16 protein-coding genes are annotated in these 15,609 nt (G+C 57.1%); 3 read left to right on the top strand and 13 right to left on the bottom strand.

Annotation, left to right across the window (positions count from 1 at the left end; all coding sequences use genetic code 11):
* Positions 1 to 101 precede the first annotated feature (101 nt).
* Positions 102 to 704, top strand: a complete 603-nt coding sequence (locus QWI16_RS17280) for an arylesterase (RefSeq protein ID WP_302715085.1) — start codon at positions 102 to 104, stop codon at positions 702 to 704.
* Here the strand turns inward: QWI16_RS17280 and recJ are convergent.
* The 10 genes from recJ to QWI16_RS17230 all read right to left on the bottom strand — a co-directional run bounded on the left by recJ (position 686) and on the right by QWI16_RS17230 (position 11,346).
* Positions 686 to 2,416, bottom strand: coding sequence for a single-stranded-DNA-specific exonuclease RecJ (recJ, locus tag QWI16_RS17275; protein ID WP_302715083.1), 1,731 nt, complete (start codon positions 2,414 to 2,416; stop codon positions 686 to 688). The two genes, QWI16_RS17280 and recJ, sit on opposite strands and share 19 nt — an antisense overlap.
* A 120-nt stretch (positions 2,417 to 2,536) precedes the next feature.
* The gene (thrC, locus tag QWI16_RS17270) at positions 2,537 to 3,934 is read right to left on the bottom strand and encodes a threonine synthase (RefSeq protein ID WP_302715081.1); all 1,398 of its coding nucleotides are present in this window, start codon (positions 3,932 to 3,934) and stop codon (positions 2,537 to 2,539) included.
* A gap of 45 nt (positions 3,935 to 3,979) precedes the next feature.
* Positions 3,980 to 5,287: a homoserine dehydrogenase gene (locus tag QWI16_RS17265; protein WP_302715079.1), complete on the bottom strand. Its 1,308-nt coding sequence runs from the start codon at positions 5,285 to 5,287 to the stop codon at positions 3,980 to 3,982.
* Positions 5,288 to 5,431: 144 nt separating this feature from the next.
* The gene (locus QWI16_RS17260) at positions 5,432 to 6,235 is read right to left on the bottom strand and encodes a thioredoxin fold domain-containing protein (RefSeq protein WP_302715078.1); all 804 of its coding nucleotides are present in this window, start codon (positions 6,233 to 6,235) and stop codon (positions 5,432 to 5,434) included.
* Positions 6,236 to 6,306: 71 nt separating this feature from the next.
* Positions 6,307 to 7,206 carry a site-specific tyrosine recombinase XerD gene (xerD, locus tag QWI16_RS17255; RefSeq protein WP_302715077.1) on the bottom strand — a complete coding sequence of 300 codons (900 nt, stop codon included), beginning with the start codon at positions 7,204 to 7,206 and terminating at the stop codon, positions 6,307 to 6,309.
* Positions 7,207 to 7,316: 110 nt separating this feature from the next.
* Positions 7,317 to 7,670 (bottom strand): 50S ribosomal protein L19, encoded by a 354-nt coding sequence (rplS, locus tag QWI16_RS17250; protein WP_302715075.1) that lies wholly within the window; start codon positions 7,668 to 7,670, stop codon positions 7,317 to 7,319.
* Positions 7,671 to 7,702: 32 nt separating this feature from the next.
* Positions 7,703 to 8,413, bottom strand: a complete 711-nt coding sequence (gene trmD / locus QWI16_RS17245) for a tRNA (guanosine(37)-N1)-methyltransferase TrmD (protein ID WP_302715604.1) — start codon at positions 8,411 to 8,413, stop codon at positions 7,703 to 7,705.
* A gap of 87 nt (positions 8,414 to 8,500) precedes the next feature.
* Positions 8,501 to 9,040 (bottom strand): ribosome maturation factor RimM, encoded by a 540-nt coding sequence (rimM, locus tag QWI16_RS17240; RefSeq protein ID WP_302715073.1) that lies wholly within the window; start codon positions 9,038 to 9,040, stop codon positions 8,501 to 8,503.
* A gap of 14 nt (positions 9,041 to 9,054) precedes the next feature.
* Positions 9,055 to 9,294 carry a 30S ribosomal protein S16 gene (gene rpsP / locus QWI16_RS17235; protein ID WP_302715071.1) on the bottom strand — a complete coding sequence of 80 codons (240 nt, stop codon included), beginning with the start codon at positions 9,292 to 9,294 and terminating at the stop codon, positions 9,055 to 9,057.
* 153 nt (positions 9,295 to 9,447) lie between these two features.
* Positions 9,448 to 11,346 (bottom strand): beta-ketoacyl synthase, encoded by a 1,899-nt coding sequence (locus QWI16_RS17230; RefSeq protein WP_302715069.1) that lies wholly within the window; start codon positions 11,344 to 11,346, stop codon positions 9,448 to 9,450.
* A gap of 138 nt (positions 11,347 to 11,484) precedes the next feature.
* On the opposite strand from QWI16_RS17230, the gene QWI16_RS17225 reads away from it, so the two are divergent.
* Positions 11,485 to 12,480 carry a GlxA family transcriptional regulator gene (locus QWI16_RS17225; protein ID WP_302715066.1) on the top strand — a complete coding sequence of 332 codons (996 nt, stop codon included), beginning with the start codon at positions 11,485 to 11,487 and terminating at the stop codon, positions 12,478 to 12,480.
* A gap of 36 nt (positions 12,481 to 12,516) precedes the next feature.
* Here the strand turns inward: QWI16_RS17225 and QWI16_RS17220 are convergent, their stop codons facing one another.
* The 3 genes from QWI16_RS17220 to QWI16_RS17210 form a co-directional block, all read right to left on the bottom strand.
* The gene (locus tag QWI16_RS17220; RefSeq protein ID WP_368045304.1) at positions 12,517 to 13,053 is read right to left on the bottom strand and encodes a class I SAM-dependent methyltransferase; all 537 of its coding nucleotides are present in this window, start codon (positions 13,051 to 13,053) and stop codon (positions 12,517 to 12,519) included.
* Between the two features lie 171 nt (positions 13,054 to 13,224).
* Complete coding sequence (locus tag QWI16_RS17215; RefSeq protein ID WP_302715064.1) at positions 13,225 to 13,716, bottom strand: Hsp20 family protein; 492 nt, start codon at positions 13,714 to 13,716, stop codon at positions 13,225 to 13,227.
* Between the two features lie 131 nt (positions 13,717 to 13,847).
* Positions 13,848 to 14,789: a TIGR01777 family oxidoreductase gene (locus QWI16_RS17210; protein ID WP_302715062.1), complete on the bottom strand. Its 942-nt coding sequence runs from the start codon at positions 14,787 to 14,789 to the stop codon at positions 13,848 to 13,850.
* A gap of 326 nt (positions 14,790 to 15,115) precedes the next feature.
* Between QWI16_RS17210 and QWI16_RS17205 the strand changes: the two genes are divergently transcribed.
* Positions 15,116 to 15,550: a universal stress protein gene (locus tag QWI16_RS17205; RefSeq protein WP_302715060.1), complete on the top strand. Its 435-nt coding sequence runs from the start codon at positions 15,116 to 15,118 to the stop codon at positions 15,548 to 15,550.
* The last annotated feature ends 59 nt before the right edge of the window (positions 15,551 to 15,609 follow it).

Raw genomic sequence — 15,609 nt, 5'->3', positions numbered from 1 at the left:
CATGGAGTCTCCCTGGATAGGCGGGTCTGTAAACGGTTTGAATTTCACTGGATTCTACAATGCTTAATAGCTTAAGACGTTTAATTTTGGTAAATGGATGCATGCTGGCGCTGCTTTTTGCGCTGCAAGCGATGGCCGAGCCGGGCCGCATTCTGGTGATGGGCGACAGCTTGAGTGCCGGTTACGGTATCGATCTTGAGCAGGGCTGGGCCAATTTATTGCAAGAAAAATTGCGCGATCAGGGCTACGAACAGCGTGTCATTAATGCCAGTGTCAGTGGTGAGACGACCACAGGCGGCCGCGCACGGCTGGAAAAGCTGCTGACCACCCACTCCCCCACCCTTGTAATTCTCGAGCTCGGCGGCAACGATGGTCTGCGAGGCCAGCCCATCAAAATCATGCAATCGAATCTCGCTGCTATGATCGAAACGGCCAAGTCGCATGAGGCTCAGGTGCTGCTGGTGGGCATACAGATACCCCCCAATTATGGGGCGCGTTACGCCGACGCATTTAGCGATGTGTTTCCCGCTCTCGCGGATGAGTACGAGCTGGCGTTGGTGCCCTTTTTATTGGAAGGAGTGGCCCTGGATAACAACCTGATGCAAAACGACGGTATTCACCCCAAGGCAGAAGCGCAACCGATCTTACTCGACAACGTCTGGCGGGTGCTTGAGCCCATGCTCGCTCAGAGTGGCTCCAAGTAATCGATCATCAGCTGCAGCGATTCGTGCCCGCGAAACTCGTTCACGTCCAGCTTAAACGCAGCGCGCACTTTTTCGGCCGTCTGGCAGGGCCACACCGCCAGGTCAACGTTAAAGGCAATGGCGTCAATCAACTGCCGGCGCGACGGGTCCTGTGCCAACACCAGCTTTAAATGCTTGTCGCCGACAATCCGCTGCTGCACCAGGTAAAATTCACCGTCGAATAATGGCTCTGGGAAGTGCTGTCCCCAGGGGCCGGCTTCGCGCAACTGGCGTGCCAGTTCCAGCTGAAACTCCTCGGCGCGAAGCTCGCCGTCACTAAGCAGTACAACCTGCAAATCCTCTTCGCGGAGTTGACGTTTCACCTCCTGGTCAAACGCTTCACAAAACGCTGCATAATCTTGCGCCTGGAGACTCATCCCGGCGGCCATGGCGTGACCGCCAAACTTTTGCAATAAACCGGGGTGCGCCGTGGCGACCGCATCCAGGACGTCGCGAATGTGCAGCCCCGGAATAGAACGCGCCGAACCTTTGATCTCACCTTCAGCGGCGTCGGCAAACACAATCACCGGGCGGTGAAAGCGGTCTTTAATGCGCGAGGCGAGAATACCGATCACCCCCTGATGCCAACTGGCATCGTACAGGCAGAGCCCCCAGGGCAGCGGATTGGCCTCGTCGACACTGAGCTTGTCCAGCATGTCCATCGCCTCGCGCTGCATTCCGCTTTCAATGGCACGCCTGTCGCGGTTAAATCCGTCCAGCTCGGCGGCCAACTCCCTCGCCTGCGGGTAGTCATCGGCTAGCAGGCAGCGAATACCAATGCTCATGTCATCAAGCCGGCCCGCGGCATTGAGGCGCGGGCCCAGTGCAAAGCCAAGATCACTGGCCACGAGCCGCTCACGCTGCCGACCGGATACCTCCAGCAAGGCCAAAATACCCGGGCGGGCGACACCGGCACGAATACGGCGAATACCCTGCTCGACCAAAATGCGATTATTGCTGTCCAACGGCACCACATCGGCCACCGTACCCAGAGCCACCAGATCGAGGTACTGAGCCATATTGGGCTCTTCGACCCCCACCTCGGTAAACCAGCCCATGGTCGAAAGCACCTTCTTTAGGGCGTTCATAACGTAGAAAATAACGCCGACACCCGCAAGGTTTTTACTGGGGAAGTCGCAGCCCGGCTGATTGGGATTAACGATGGCCTCCGCCTTAGGCAACACTGAGCCGGCCAGGTGATGGTCGGTTACCACCACGGCCATACCGAGCGCCTGCGCGGCCCTCACACCCTCAACACTGGAGATACCATTGTCCACTGTAACGATGACATCGGGTTCGCGCTCGGCCGCAACCAATACAATTTCCGGTGTCAAGCCGTAACCATATTCGAATCGGTTCGGCACCAGAAAATCCACATGCTGCGCCCCCATGGCCTTAAGTGCCAATACCGCCAGAGACGAGCTGGTGGCGCCGTCAGCGTCAAAATCGCCGACAATCAAAATCCGCGCCTGAGCGACTACTGCATCGGCAAGTAGCTCGGCCGCCTCATCAAGCCCTTTCATGCCGGGCTTTAGCAGCCGCTTGAGCGTCAGCTCCAGTTGCTCTGGGCTATCGATGCCCCGGGCGGCATAGAGTCTTTCCAGCAACGCCGGCAAACCGGTATCCACCAACCGGTGGGCGGGAAGGGGACGGCGTTTTATGGTTTTCTGCATGGGGAGAACTCGTCGGTCGACTGAGGTCTGAGGGCCGGCGTACAAGACAAACTCACAGTGTGCCTTGTGCAAAAAATTTACGCGAGCCTGAGGGGCGATATCGACCCTCAGGCTCGCACATCAGCAAGCCAAATGCTCACGCATAAATTTATGCACGGTCTCGGTATCGTTGGGCAGGACTTCATAGCGCTCTTCTCGTTGGAAAAGATCAGCCATATGATGAGGCAACTGAGGATCGGTTTCCTGGCCGGCTTGGCGCACGGCCTCGGGGAACTTGGCCGGGTGCGCCGTCGCCAGGCAGACCATAGGCAGATCCCGATTACGACGGGTAGCTCGGGCGGCCTCTACCCCGATAGCAGTATGAGGGTCCAGCAGATACTCGGTTTTTTCAAACACATCGCGAATGACTTCAAGCATTCGCGCGTCATCCACTTTGTGGCTTGCAAACAGCTCGCGCGCTCGGGTCAGCGCTCCTTCGCTCAAGTGCATGGCGCCTGACTTAAACTCCTCCATCAAGGCGGCAATGGCCGCACCGTCGCGATCGTAGAGGTCAAACAGCATGCGCTCAAAGTTACTGGATACCATGATGTCCATGCTCGGCGACAAGGTATGCTGCAGCTCGTGCTTACTGTGATCGTTACTGCTGATAGCGCGGTGCAAAATATCGTTGCTGTTGGTGGCGATCACCAGCTGATCAATTGGCAGGCCCATGCGCGATGCCAGGTAGCCGGCAAAAATATCACCGAAATTACCGGTCGGCACGGAGAAAGACACCGGGCGCGCCGGGCCGCCAAGCGCCAATGAGGCATAAAAATAATAAACGATCTGAGCCATAATACGCGCCCAGTTGATGGAGTTAACCGCTACCAGCTGGCGCCCTTGCGGCAAAAAGGACTGATCGGCAAAACTGGCTTTGACCATGTTCTGGCAGTCGTCAAAGTTACCGTCGAGCGCGATATTGTGCACATTGCCTTCCAGCACTGTTGTCATCTGGCGACGCTGCACGTTGGATACCCGATTGTGTGGGTGAAGAATAAAAATATCGATATTCTCGCAGCGCCGGCAACCCTCGATAGCGGCCGAGCCGGTATCACCCGAGGTAGCTCCCATGACCACGACTTTTTGATCGCGCTTTTTCAAAATGTAATCGAGCAAGTGACCGAGAAACTGCAACGCAAAGTCTTTAAACGCCAGGGTTGGCCCCTGAAACAGCTCGAGAATCCACTCGTTGTGACCGGTCTGTACCAGCGGCGCTATCGCCTCGTGACGAAAACCGGCGTAGGCATCGTCAATCAGCCGGCGCAAATCCGCATCGGGAATTTCACCGGCGACAAAAGGCGACATCACCTTAAACGCCAGCTCCTGATAGGACAGGCCAGCCCAGCTGGCGATTTCTTCGTGGGAAAACTGCGGCAGAGTTTCCGGCACATAGAGGCCGCCATCAGAGGCAAGGCCAGTCAAAACCACTTCTTCAAAGGACAGTGACGGCGCCTGGCCGCGGGTGCTGATGTATTTCACGTCGATAACCTGAATGCAATCATGGAAGGGGCGCTAGGCGCCCGATTATTTTAACGGCTCTAAACGGATACGGGTAATGGGCCCGGTAATAGAGCTCAGCGCTTCAATTTTACTGATGGCCGCTGCCAGATCTTTTTCAACCGCGCGGTTGGTCAGCAAAATCAGGGGGACAATCTCTTCGTCTTCATCCGCCTCTTTCTGAATCAGTGCTTCAATACTGATGCCGGAGTCGCTGAGAATCGTCGCCACCTGAGATAAAACACCGGGCTTATCCAGCGCCGACATACGCAGGTAATACGCCGTTTCAATGTCCTCGATCGGCAAAATAGCGCTGTCGACCAGGCTGCTTTGGTGAAAGCCCAGGTAGGGAACGCGATGCTCGGGGTCTGCGGTCAGAGTGCGGGCAACATCGACGATATCGGCAATCACCGAGGAGGCCGTGGGCTCGGCACCGGCACCAGCGCCGTAGTACATGGTCGGCCCTACGGCATCGCCTTTGATCATAATCGCGTTCATGACCCCATCGACATTCGCCAATTGACGGCGCTCGGGGATCAAGGTCGGGTGCACCCGCAGCTCGATGCCATCGGCCACCCTACGGGCAATGCCCAAGTGCTTGATACGATAGCCCAGCTCATCGGCGTAGGCCACATCCACAGGCTCGATCTTGCTGATACCCTCGGTAAAGACTTTGTCGAACTGCAGTGGAATACCAAAGCACATGGAGGCGAGAATTACCAACTTGTGGGCCGCGTCTATCCCCTCGACGTCAAAGGTCGGATCGGCCTCGGCGTAACCGAGCTCCTGCGCTTCCGCCAAAACGTCTTCAAACGCGCGGCCTTTGTCGCGCATTTCAGTGAGGATAAAGTTGCCCGTACCATTAATGATTCCGGCCAGCCACTCGATTCGGTTAGCCGACAGCCCCTCGCGAATCGACTTGATAATGGGAATACCACCAGCCACGGCCGCCTCAAACGCCACGGTCACACCGGCGGCATCGGCGGCAGCAAAAATTTCGTTGCCGTGCTCGGCAATCAGCGCTTTATTGGCCGTTACAATATGCTTGCCATTGGCAATGGCCTTGAGAATCAGCTCGCGCGCCACGGTGATGCCGCCGATCAGTTCGACCACCACATCCACGTTCGGGTTGCTGGCCACCTCGAAAATATCGCGGGTAACATTCAGCGCCGTCATATCCACCTGCGGATTGTCACGCCGGGCACCCACCTGCTCCACAATAATGTCACTACCGGCGCGGGCGTTAATGACGCGCTGGTTGCGCGCGAGAACATTGACGGTGCCACTGCCTACGGTGCCCAGACCGCAGATACCTATTCTGACCGGTTTCAACATTGATTCCTCTTATGGAGTCTGTATATAGAAAAGACGGCAACCTTACTCAGGCGGAAGGTTGCTGTCAATTAGGGGTGCCTTTTGGGGTTTCCGGAGCCTAACAGGCGCCTAGCATAGCGCAGGGGCTGGCAGACTCCGGGCAGTTTACTGGCCCTGTTCGATGCTTTCCAGCAAGCGATCCGGTGACTGAAAGCCGACAAAAAGGCGGCCATCGGGCAAGAGAATCGTCGGTGTTGCGTTCACCCCGAGCTCGCCACCTTTTACGTACTGGTGTTCAATCGGGGCGCTGTCGCAAGTAGCAGGCTCGACTTGCTCAAGGTTCTTAAGCTTGTCCAGGGCCGCTACCGGGTCCTTCGCACACCAAGCGCTTTCGAGTTTGGCCGCTGAGGGGCTGTTCGCACCGGCGCGCGGAAAGGCGAGATAGCGAATTTCAATACCCAAATCGTTGTAGCCGGGCTTTTTCTCGCCGCGCTCGCGGTAGCTGTGCATTTGAGTGTGGAGCCGACGGCAATAGCCGCAATCCACGTCAGTAAATACATAGGCGACGTGCTTGGTTTCACCCTCGGGGGCAAAATTGATGGTATCACCCTCTTTCAGGCTGGCAACAAAGTCCTTGCGAGCATTGAGCAAGTAGGGGTCCTGAATGGGGGCCAAACCGCCGTCCGTTACCTCGTACATGTCACCCATAATCACGTGCTGACCGTCACCGGTAATCATCACGGCCGGCCCACCGATGATCTGCACATTGTACAAACCGTCAATCACCGAGGGGCGAATATCACCCAGAGGGGCGCCGCCGGTGATTTTATTGAGCTTGGCGGTGATGGTTTGCTCAGGCGTTTGTACCGCACTGGGCGAGGACTCGGTTTCAGCAGCGTCCTGCGCACCGGCGGTAACAGCCCAGAAGGCAAGGCAGAGCAGGCAGGAGCGAACAGCGGTCAAAATCATAACTACGTCTCTTTCATTCCGGCGATAGCCAATTAAGGCCACGCAGTTTAACACAAGATAAGGTTAAAGCCTCAGCCACGCGGATGGTGCTGGCGGTGCAGAGACTGCATTCTGGCCTGAGCTACATGGGTGTAGATCTGCGTGGTCGACAAATCACTGTGTCCCAGCAACAGCTGAACCACCCGCAAGTCGGCGCCGTGATTCAGCAGGTGGGTGGCAAAGGCGTGGCGCAGCGTATGGGGCGAAAGCGGCTTTTCGATCCCCGCCACCCGGGCCCAGTGCTTTATTCTGTGCCAAAAGGTCTGACGCGTCATCTGGCCGCCACGGGTACTGGGAAAGAGTGTATCCACGGGCTTATTACCCAGCAATTGCGCTCGCCCACCCTGCAAATAACGATTGAGCCAGTGACTCGCCTCCTCCCCCAGCGGCACCAACCGCTCCTTACTGCCTTTGCCCACAACCCGAACCACGCCCTGGCGCAAATTCAACATGGCCAGGGTTAGACCCGTTAACTCAGACACCCGCAGGCCGCAGGCGTAGAGCAACTCAAGCATCGCCCGATCCCGCAGGCCAATCGCATCATCAGTATCGGGTGCGCCAAGCAAAGCTTCGACATCCGCCTCGGTCAAAAGTTTGGGCAGTGCGCGTGGCAGCTTGGGGTTATCAATGGCGGCTATAGGGTCCGCCGTCAGCTTGCCCTCGCGGATCTGATACCGATAGTAACCGCGCAGGCAGGAGAGCAGCCTGGCCGTGGACCGGCTTGAATAGTGCTGGGAGTGACGCCAGGCGAGATAGGCCATAACCTGCTCTTGCTCAACGGCGTTGAGTTCACAGGTGCCCCTCTCCTCGAGCCAACGGCCAAAAGCCTTGAGGTCGCGGCCATAGCTGTCTCGGGTATGAGCGGAGAGCCCCTTTTCCAGCCAGAGACTGTCAAGATAGGATTGAATTTGTATGTGATGTGGCGCTGTCATTGTCGTCCGAGCCCTTTGAGGTTCATTATGGGCATCTCAGAGCTCGGTTGGCAAAAACAAAAAAAGCCGGTGCAGCGTGCTGCACCGGCTTTTTGTCTTGCCAAACGCGATTAGGCGCCCAGCTTTTCCTTGATGCGAGCCGCCTTACCGGTCAGATCACGCAGGTAGTAAAGCTTGGCCTGACGCACATCACCGCGACGCTTAACAGCAATGCTGTCCACCTGGCGGCTGTGAGTCTGGAAGGTACGCTCTACACCAACACCGTGAGAAATCTTACGCACGGTAAAAGCAGAGTTAAGTCCACGGTTACGCTTGGCGATTACCACACCTTCGTACGCCTGAAGACGCTCGCGGTTACCCTCGGTCACTTTTACCTGCACCACAACGGTGTCGCCTGGGGAAAAATCAGGTACGTCTTTTTTGAGCTGTTCGTTTTCGAGCTCTTGAATGATTTTGTTGGTCATCTCGTTTCTCCTGAGAGTCTGTAGCTTCACAGCTAGAGTGAGTCATTAAGGTCCCGACGAAAGTCCGTCAGCAGCACCTGCTGCTCCTCGGTTAAGTCTTTTTGTTGCAACAAATCTGGCCTTCTCAGCCAGGTCCGCCCCAACGCCTGTTTCAGGCGCCAGCGCCGAATTTTTTCATGATCTCCCGAGAGCAAGACGTCGGGAACCGCCACACCTTCGAGCGCCTCTGGGCGCGTATAGTGTGGGTGATCCAGCAAGCCATCGGTAAAAGAGTCCTCTACCGCCGACTGCTTGTCGCCCAGCGCACCAGGCAAAAGCCGTATCACCGCATCCATCAGCACCATGGCCGGCAACTCACCGCCGGACAAGACATAATCGCCAATGGACCACTCTTCATCCACGACCGCCTCAATCAGGCGCTCGTCTATGCCTTCATAGCGCCCGGCAAGCAATATCAGGTTGCCGCCGAGGGCCATATCTCTGGCGGCGGCCTGATGGAAAACCCGCCCCTGTGGCGACAGGTAAATCACTCGGGCCTCGCCCGTCCAGGCCTTAGCACTTGCCACCGCATCGGCCAGAGGCTGGACTTTCATCAACATTCCCGGGCCACCACCGTAAGGGCGGTCGTCGACCGTGCGATGCTTGTCAGTGGTGAAATCTCGCGGATTCCAGCACTCGATAGCAACACGCCCCTCTTTCACAGCGCGCGCGGTAATGCCACTGTCACGCACCGCCTGAAACATTTCCGGGAAGAGCGTAACCACGGCTATTTTCAGCGGTGAATGTCCGCTTAAATCAGCGCTCACACTGGCTCCTGGGTTACCCTGTGGTCAGAATTCCGGATCCCAATCCACGATCATGGTGCCCGCTGCCAGGTCGATATCGACCACATACTGCTCCGGCACATAGGGAATCAGGCGCTCGCGCTCATCCACGCTGTCCGCATCGGCTGCCACCACCAACACATCGTTGGCTCCGGTTTCCAGCAGGCGGGCCACTCGCCCCAGACGATACTCACCACTCTCAAAGCGGCTAATTACGCTCAAACCCTGGAGCTGGTGCCAGTAAAATTCACCGGTCTCAAGCTCGGGCAGCAAATTCCGTTCAACCGCGATGGTTAGGCCCGCATAGCTGGCCGCCAAGTCGCGGTCATCCACCCCTTTCAGATGGGCGACAAAGCCCTTACCGTGGGGCTTTGCCTCGTCTATTTCGACTGTTTTTACCCCGTGAGCGGTTTTTAACCACCAGGGGGCGTAGTCAAACAGGTTTTCCGCCGGCTCGGTAAACGACTGAACTTTGACCCAGCCCTTTACGCCAAACACCGCGCTTATGCGCCCAACATCTACCAGATTGGAAGATCCCGCCGACATCGGGCAAGCAGCGATTAAGCGGCTTCTTTAACCAGCTTGGCAACGCGCTCACTCAACTGCGCGCCCTGGCCAACCCAGTAGTTTACACGCTCTTGATCCACGCGCAGGCGCTCTTCCTGACCGCGGGCGATGGGGTTGAAAAAGCCCACACGCTCGATAAAGCGGCCGTTACGTGCACTGCGGCTGTCGGTTACGGTCAGGTGGTAAAAAGGACGCTTCTTAGAACCACCACGTGACAGACGAATAGTTACCATTGATACTTTCCTGTGGTTGTGCGGACAGGCTGCGCCTGCCCGCGATTAACTGTTGCAAGCGACCGGACTCTATCCGGTTGCGAAAGGCGCCGTATTCTAAGGGAAAGATCTGGGTTTGTATAGCTTTGCTGCGCGAGTTTTGTGCAGATCCGGCTAGACCATATCCTCAAAGCGGTTGGGCAAATCGAGATTAATGCTTTGAGCAAAGCCCGGCAGACGCAGCTCGCCGTTTTCCAGGCGTATCTGACTTTCATCGATAAGGCCCTCGCCAAACTGATAAATGGTCGCAAACTCGCCTCTCGCTGCCGCTTCGTCATAGGCCTGCGCCGCCGCCCGGGTCGCCTCGCGCTTGGCCGCGTAGCGGGCGTATACCGCACCGCCATAGCGCTTTTCAAGCATGGCCTCGACCACCCGCGGCGAGAGCACACTGGCAGTGGCATTGTTGCCACCAAAGCCTTTGGAGTTCAAAAAGGCCACATCTATGGGCTCTTGGGGGGTGTAATCGGTGACGGGAATATGCAAGCGATCGCTGAAGACATCCTCCGCCACCCGGTCAATGGTCTTGATGCCCGGCACTATGCCGTACTTAAAAGTGCCCAGGCTGGCAATCAACTGATCGGCACTGGCAGGCGACAAGGAGTGGCCCACATAGGCCTTAATGGCCGCAACAGGCCAGCTTTCAATACCGAAGTAAGCGCCAATCTGGTCGAATATCTGCGACTCTGTCACCCGATTCTGCGGCGTGCTGGAGCCGTGCGCATGAATCATAGAGCGCCGGCGGATGACCTCATCGCCAACAATAGCGCGCGCCGAGGCCACAGCCTTGGCAAAGGTAATGTGATTGCCCGGCCCTGGAGCCGAGATAGATTTTTTAAAGCCATCGGCGTTGATGAACACATCGTTCACCGCCCCGTGAATATCCGCCCCCAACTCCAGCGCCAGCGCATCGTCCATCAGCACGACATACTGGCCGGATTCGGCGATGGTAAACCCGCAGTTATCACCAAACGGCCGGCTGGAGCGACGCGGATCGGTGCTATCGCTGCCATCGATTTTTTTCAGTTTGTCTTCGCTGGCCAAAGCGCCCATGGTGGCGTAGCCATCGATTATTTCTTGGGTTATGGGCGCCTCGGCGTTACCCACCACCGCCACACGGCAGCGGCCACTGGTGATGTCCTCCAGCGCCGAGCGCAGGTTGTAAAGAAAAGACGCGCAGGCACCGGCTATCGCCCCCGTATGCCCTACACTGCCCAAGATATAAGCGTTGACGAAATCCGCCGGCATACTGTTGAGACCAAGCGGGCACTGCTTGGTGGTGACCCGCCCGCCCCGCAGGCGCGCCTGCAGGAGACCGCCAAAGCCGTCTTCATCCATCTGACTCATGACGTTGCTGGCGTAAACGCCCACCTCGTCCGGCTTGACACTGGCCGCCACGGCCTCCCAGGCAATACCCAAAGAGCGCACCGCATCCGAGGCGGCGATCACCGCCAGCTGCAAGGCGCGGGGATGAAAGCGCGCGTTGTACAACTGAGCCGGGTCAAACCCCGCCGGCAGTTGCCCGGCAGATTTCACCGGGATGTCCCGGTAGCTATCGAGCTTTACCTCCACGGGGCCGGTGACCTCGACTTTGACCTTGCGCCCCTCAAGCTCTGTCACCTGCCAATTGGCGGGCACAGGTTCTGGCAAGTCGCGCGCCTTGAGGATAAACGTCTGGGTCTCAGTCTCACCGCCCAGACTCGCCGATTTCTGCCAGGCGGCAGAATCCACGTCAAAAAAAGAGGTGTCTATGCGACGAATCAGACTGCCATCCAGTATGGCTTGACCGTGGCGCGTCTCAATAGCTGCAAGACTTAGGCTTTCGCCGGTTTCATCGCGCCACTGCCCTTCCTGAAAGCGGATGATCCCCATCATTACGCCGAGCGCGGCCAGAGTTTCCTGGCGCTCTTTGGCAGGCAGGCTTTCGATAACCATGCGCCGAAAGGCGTGATGCCCCGAACTGCGCCCCGCGGCGTTGTAACCGCCAAAACCAACAATAACGGGCAATCGGGACATCTTGCTCTCCAGCTGTTTAACTCGGGGGACGTGATCGAAGGTCTGAGAGTGTAGAGCCATGGCGCGGCAACCGTCAGGGACATTTAAGACAAAACCTATGGTATTCTGGCCATCACACGCTTCACCCTCGCGATAGCCATGGAAACCACGAAGATCACCTTTATCCTCACTGACAACATGCTGGCCACAGGCACCGTGCTGCCCATGGAGATGCTGCACACCGCCTCGCTCGCCAGTGCCCGCAGAGACAAAAAAGCATCGCCCCGCCTAGAGATTAGAACCGCGTCTATCGATGCTGCGGTGCCACAAGGGCCGCATGGATTCACTTGGCAGCCGGAGCTCAGCCTGGAGCAGGCCAGGGACAGCGATATCATTTACCTTCCGGCGCTTTGGCGAAACCCGCGCCCGACACTGCAACGTTCGCAACCGCTGATCCAGTGGCTGCGAGAGTGCCACCAGCAGGGTGCCATTCTTTGCGCCGTGAGCACGGGCTGCTGCTTTATGGCCGAGGCCGGACTTCTGGACGGCCGGGTAGCGACAACCCACTGGCATTACTTTGACCAGTTTCAAAAGGATTATCCCAATGTGGATTTAAAGCGCCAACACTTTATCACCCAGGCCGGGCGCGTCTATTGCGCGGCGAGTGTCAACTCGCTTGCTGACCTGACCGTGCATTTTATTGGCAGGTTTTTGGATCGCTCGCTTGCCTCACACGTCGAGCGCCACTTTTCTCACGAAATACGCCGCTCCTACGAAAGCATGGCCTACTATGAAGACGCCGATCACCCGCACCCGGATGAGCAAATCGTCCAGGTACAAATGTGGCTCAGGGACAACTACGCCAGAAACATTACTATGAGCACTCTGGCCAAGCGCTTTGATATGAGTACCCGCACCCTAAACCGCCGCTTCAAAAGCGCCACCGGTAGCACACCTTTGGCGTACTTGCGCCGCACCCGCATCAATACCGCGAAGGATCTTTTGAAAACCAGCAACTTGTCCATTGCGGAAATCGCCGAGCGCACGGGTTATCAGGACACCACCTATTTCACTGAATTGTTTAAGAGCCAGCTCGACACCACACCCAGTGATTATCGCTCAACCGTCAGGGCCAAACTCTTTCGAACCAGTTGACGCCTTTCCAACTGCCACAGAGCGTTTGGAACGCCACTAAGCTTTGCCCAGCAACACCACATCTGCGCCTGCGATTTCCAAAGTGGCGCACCACCGGTTTGCCAACCAGGCAAAGGTCGCCTCACTGAAAAAGCACACATGCGTAGGATCGTTTTTATAATGCCAGCTGGCAAAAGCCTCAACGTCTAGCACCCGCTTAGTCATCAACAGGAGCCAACCGCCAGAGCGCAACTGCCGCCAAAGACGCTCCAACTCACTCGCAGGATCATGCAGATGCTCGACCACTTCGGTGGCCGTAATAAAATCGTAAGTCCTTGCAAGGGCAGCGGACTCGGGCGCGTAGAAAACATCGTACACGCTCACGTCAAATCCCTGCTCGCAAAGCATTGCTTGTAGCGCGGGAGCAGGGCCACAACCAAAATCCAGCCCGGTCATCCCCGGCCGCAACTTCGGTAACAGTGGCGATAGTGCGCGCTGCAAAAAGCGCCGATAACCGGAGTCTTCGACCGTGTTTTCATGCAGGTCGTATTCGGCCTTTTCATCCACGGCACTTAAATAGAAAGAAGGTGGCACAAACACCAACTGGCATTGGCGACAGCGGCAGTACTCACGTCTGCGATCCCGATAAAAGGGGATAGCCCCCTCGCGGCCACACAATGGGCAGGCAATTTTGTCCATACTCAACAAAAAAGTGCCGGCGTATGCCGGCACAAAAGCTTGGGGGTTAAAGGGAGGGCAGCAAGGCTAGGCCGCTTGAGAGCTGTCTTTGTCGGCATTTTCAGACGACTTCTGCTCGACACGCGGCTGAGCTGTTGCGTTGCCAATTTCAATTGTGCGCGGCTTTACCGACTCGGGCACTTCCCGCACGAGATCAATGTGCAGCAAGCCATTTTCAATGTTGGCGGCATCCACACGCACATGATCCGCTAACTGGAACCGGCGCTCAAAATTGCGCGCGGCAATCCCTCGGTGCAGGTAGGTGCGCGAGTCATCGTCTGCGGCTTTCTGGCCGGCAACCGTCAGGTGGTTCTGGTTCACTTCAATGGTTAATTCGCTGCGATCAAAACCAGCCACGGCCATAGAAATTCGGTAGTGATCTTCGCCGGTCAACTCGATGTTGTAGGGCGGATAACTGGGTTGGCTCTGCTCTGTACGCGACAGGGAGTCGAGCAAACTGGCGACTCGATCAAAGCCAATGGAAGAACGATACAGTGGAGAAAAATCAAAATTACGCATAGCAATATCCTCAATTTTGAGCAATATAAAAACTAGTGCCCATCCATCGGATCGGGCGGGTTGCGTACCCCTCAATAGAGCCGGCACAACCCTTATTTAAGGTCTGCCGTAGATAATTCAAGGTGCGGGTATTATTTTTTTTTCACAATATTATCGAGCGCTCCGGCCAGCTCGGGATAAGAAAAGCCAAAGGCGTGACTCGAGGCTTTTTGTGGCAAAACCCTATTGCTCGCGAGCAAGAGCTCCTCGGCCGCCTGACCCAGTGCCGCCTTAAGAACCCAGGCTGGCATGTGCAACCAACAGGGACGCCCCAGAGCTTCGGCCAAGGTGCGGGTAAAGTCGGCGTTACGCACAGGCTCTGGAGCGGTGCCGTTAACCGGCCCCTCGATTGTATGATCGACCAATAGCCAAATGATCAAATGTATCAAGTCCTGCCGGTGAATCCAGCTCATCCACTGTTGCCCCTGACCAATAGGTCCACCAAGGCCCAAGCGAAACGCTGGCAGCATCTGCGCCAGGGCGCCGCCGCCCTGCCCTAGAACGATTCCCGTGCGCAACAGGCACAAGCGTGCGCCAGCGTGCTCAAAACCTCGCGCCTCGGCTTCCCATTCCCGGCACAGCTGTGGAGCGAAGCCACTGCCAGAAGGGGTCGCCTCAGTGGCGGGCGCCTCACCCGTATCACCGTAAAATCCGATGGCACTGCCGCTGATCACCACCTCAGGGAACACGGCCAGACTGCGCAAGTGCTCAAGGAGGGCCGAGGTGGTCCCAACACGGCTTTGCAGCAACAACTCACGCCGCGAGCGACTCCAGCGCCCTGCCATAATCGGAGCACCGGCCAGATTGACAACGCCGTAATAGCCCGCGGGCGATAGCTGCATCAGGTCGGTCAGCACTTCCACCCGCTCGCCAAACTGTGCCCTCGCCACCTTAGGTCGGCGAGTGAAGACTGTGACTTTGAGGCCCCTCTCTAGCAACTGCGGCACCAGCGCCGAGCCGACAAAGCCGGTTGCCCCTGTCAACAAAATGGATTTCCCCTGAAGCCGCTGCCCCAACACCTCGCCCGCTTGCATGTGCTTTACACCTCCTGCTCGCTCATTTGCCAATGGCCTTATGTACGCCACAATGGAAAGCTGGTTCATTGAGCGTGGTTGATAATTCCGCCGCTGTCCAGCTCAGGGGCACCAGGCCCTGGGGAATCTCTGACGAGCTCACTAACGAAGGCAGGTAGGGCGCCGCCGGAGCACAGAGCACAGGGTTTAGGCGAAAATCAATGCACATCCGAGCGCCGCCAGCCACCCAAATGCCGAGCACAGTCGATTTTCAGCGGTTTCCTGGCAGACTGTTGTGATTTGACGAGTGCCGGTCCAGACTTTAGGCAAAAGAGGAGTGGTAAACCATGGCATCCTACACGCGCATCCTAGTAGCAGTCGCTCTGGGCGATGACCATCAGGCTCGGCAGTTACTGGAAAAAGCCTTAAGCCTGACCAGCGCCCGGAATATTCATGTGGTTCACGTTGAGGAGCATCCGGTGACGGGGCTGGGTGATCTCACCGGTCGCAATCACGCCATGAACGAGGCACAAATTCGCCAGCGGGTCTTTCCGGCTTTGCGCGAGCTCAGCGACGCCTATGGGCTCAATTCAGAGCACTTGCACATTGTCTTTGGAGACCCAGCACCGGAGATTCACGCACTGGCCCAAAAGCTACCAAGCGATTTGGTGGTTATTGGCAGTCACGGCTCTCGAGGGCTGAAAAGGCTGTTTGGCACGACGGCAGACGACATTGTCCATAGCGCCAGGATGGATACTTTGATGGTGTACACAGACGGGTAACCCGGCAAAAAAGCCGGCTCCTGTGAGCCGGCTCATTCGAAGGGACTGTACAGCAGTCT

The organism is Gilvimarinus algae (assembly GCF_030518215.1).
Taxonomy (GTDB): domain Bacteria; phylum Pseudomonadota; class Gammaproteobacteria; order Pseudomonadales; family Cellvibrionaceae; genus Gilvimarinus; species Gilvimarinus algae.
Note: the sequence above shows the minus strand (reverse complement) of the source record. Positions and strands in the feature narration are given on the sequence as shown.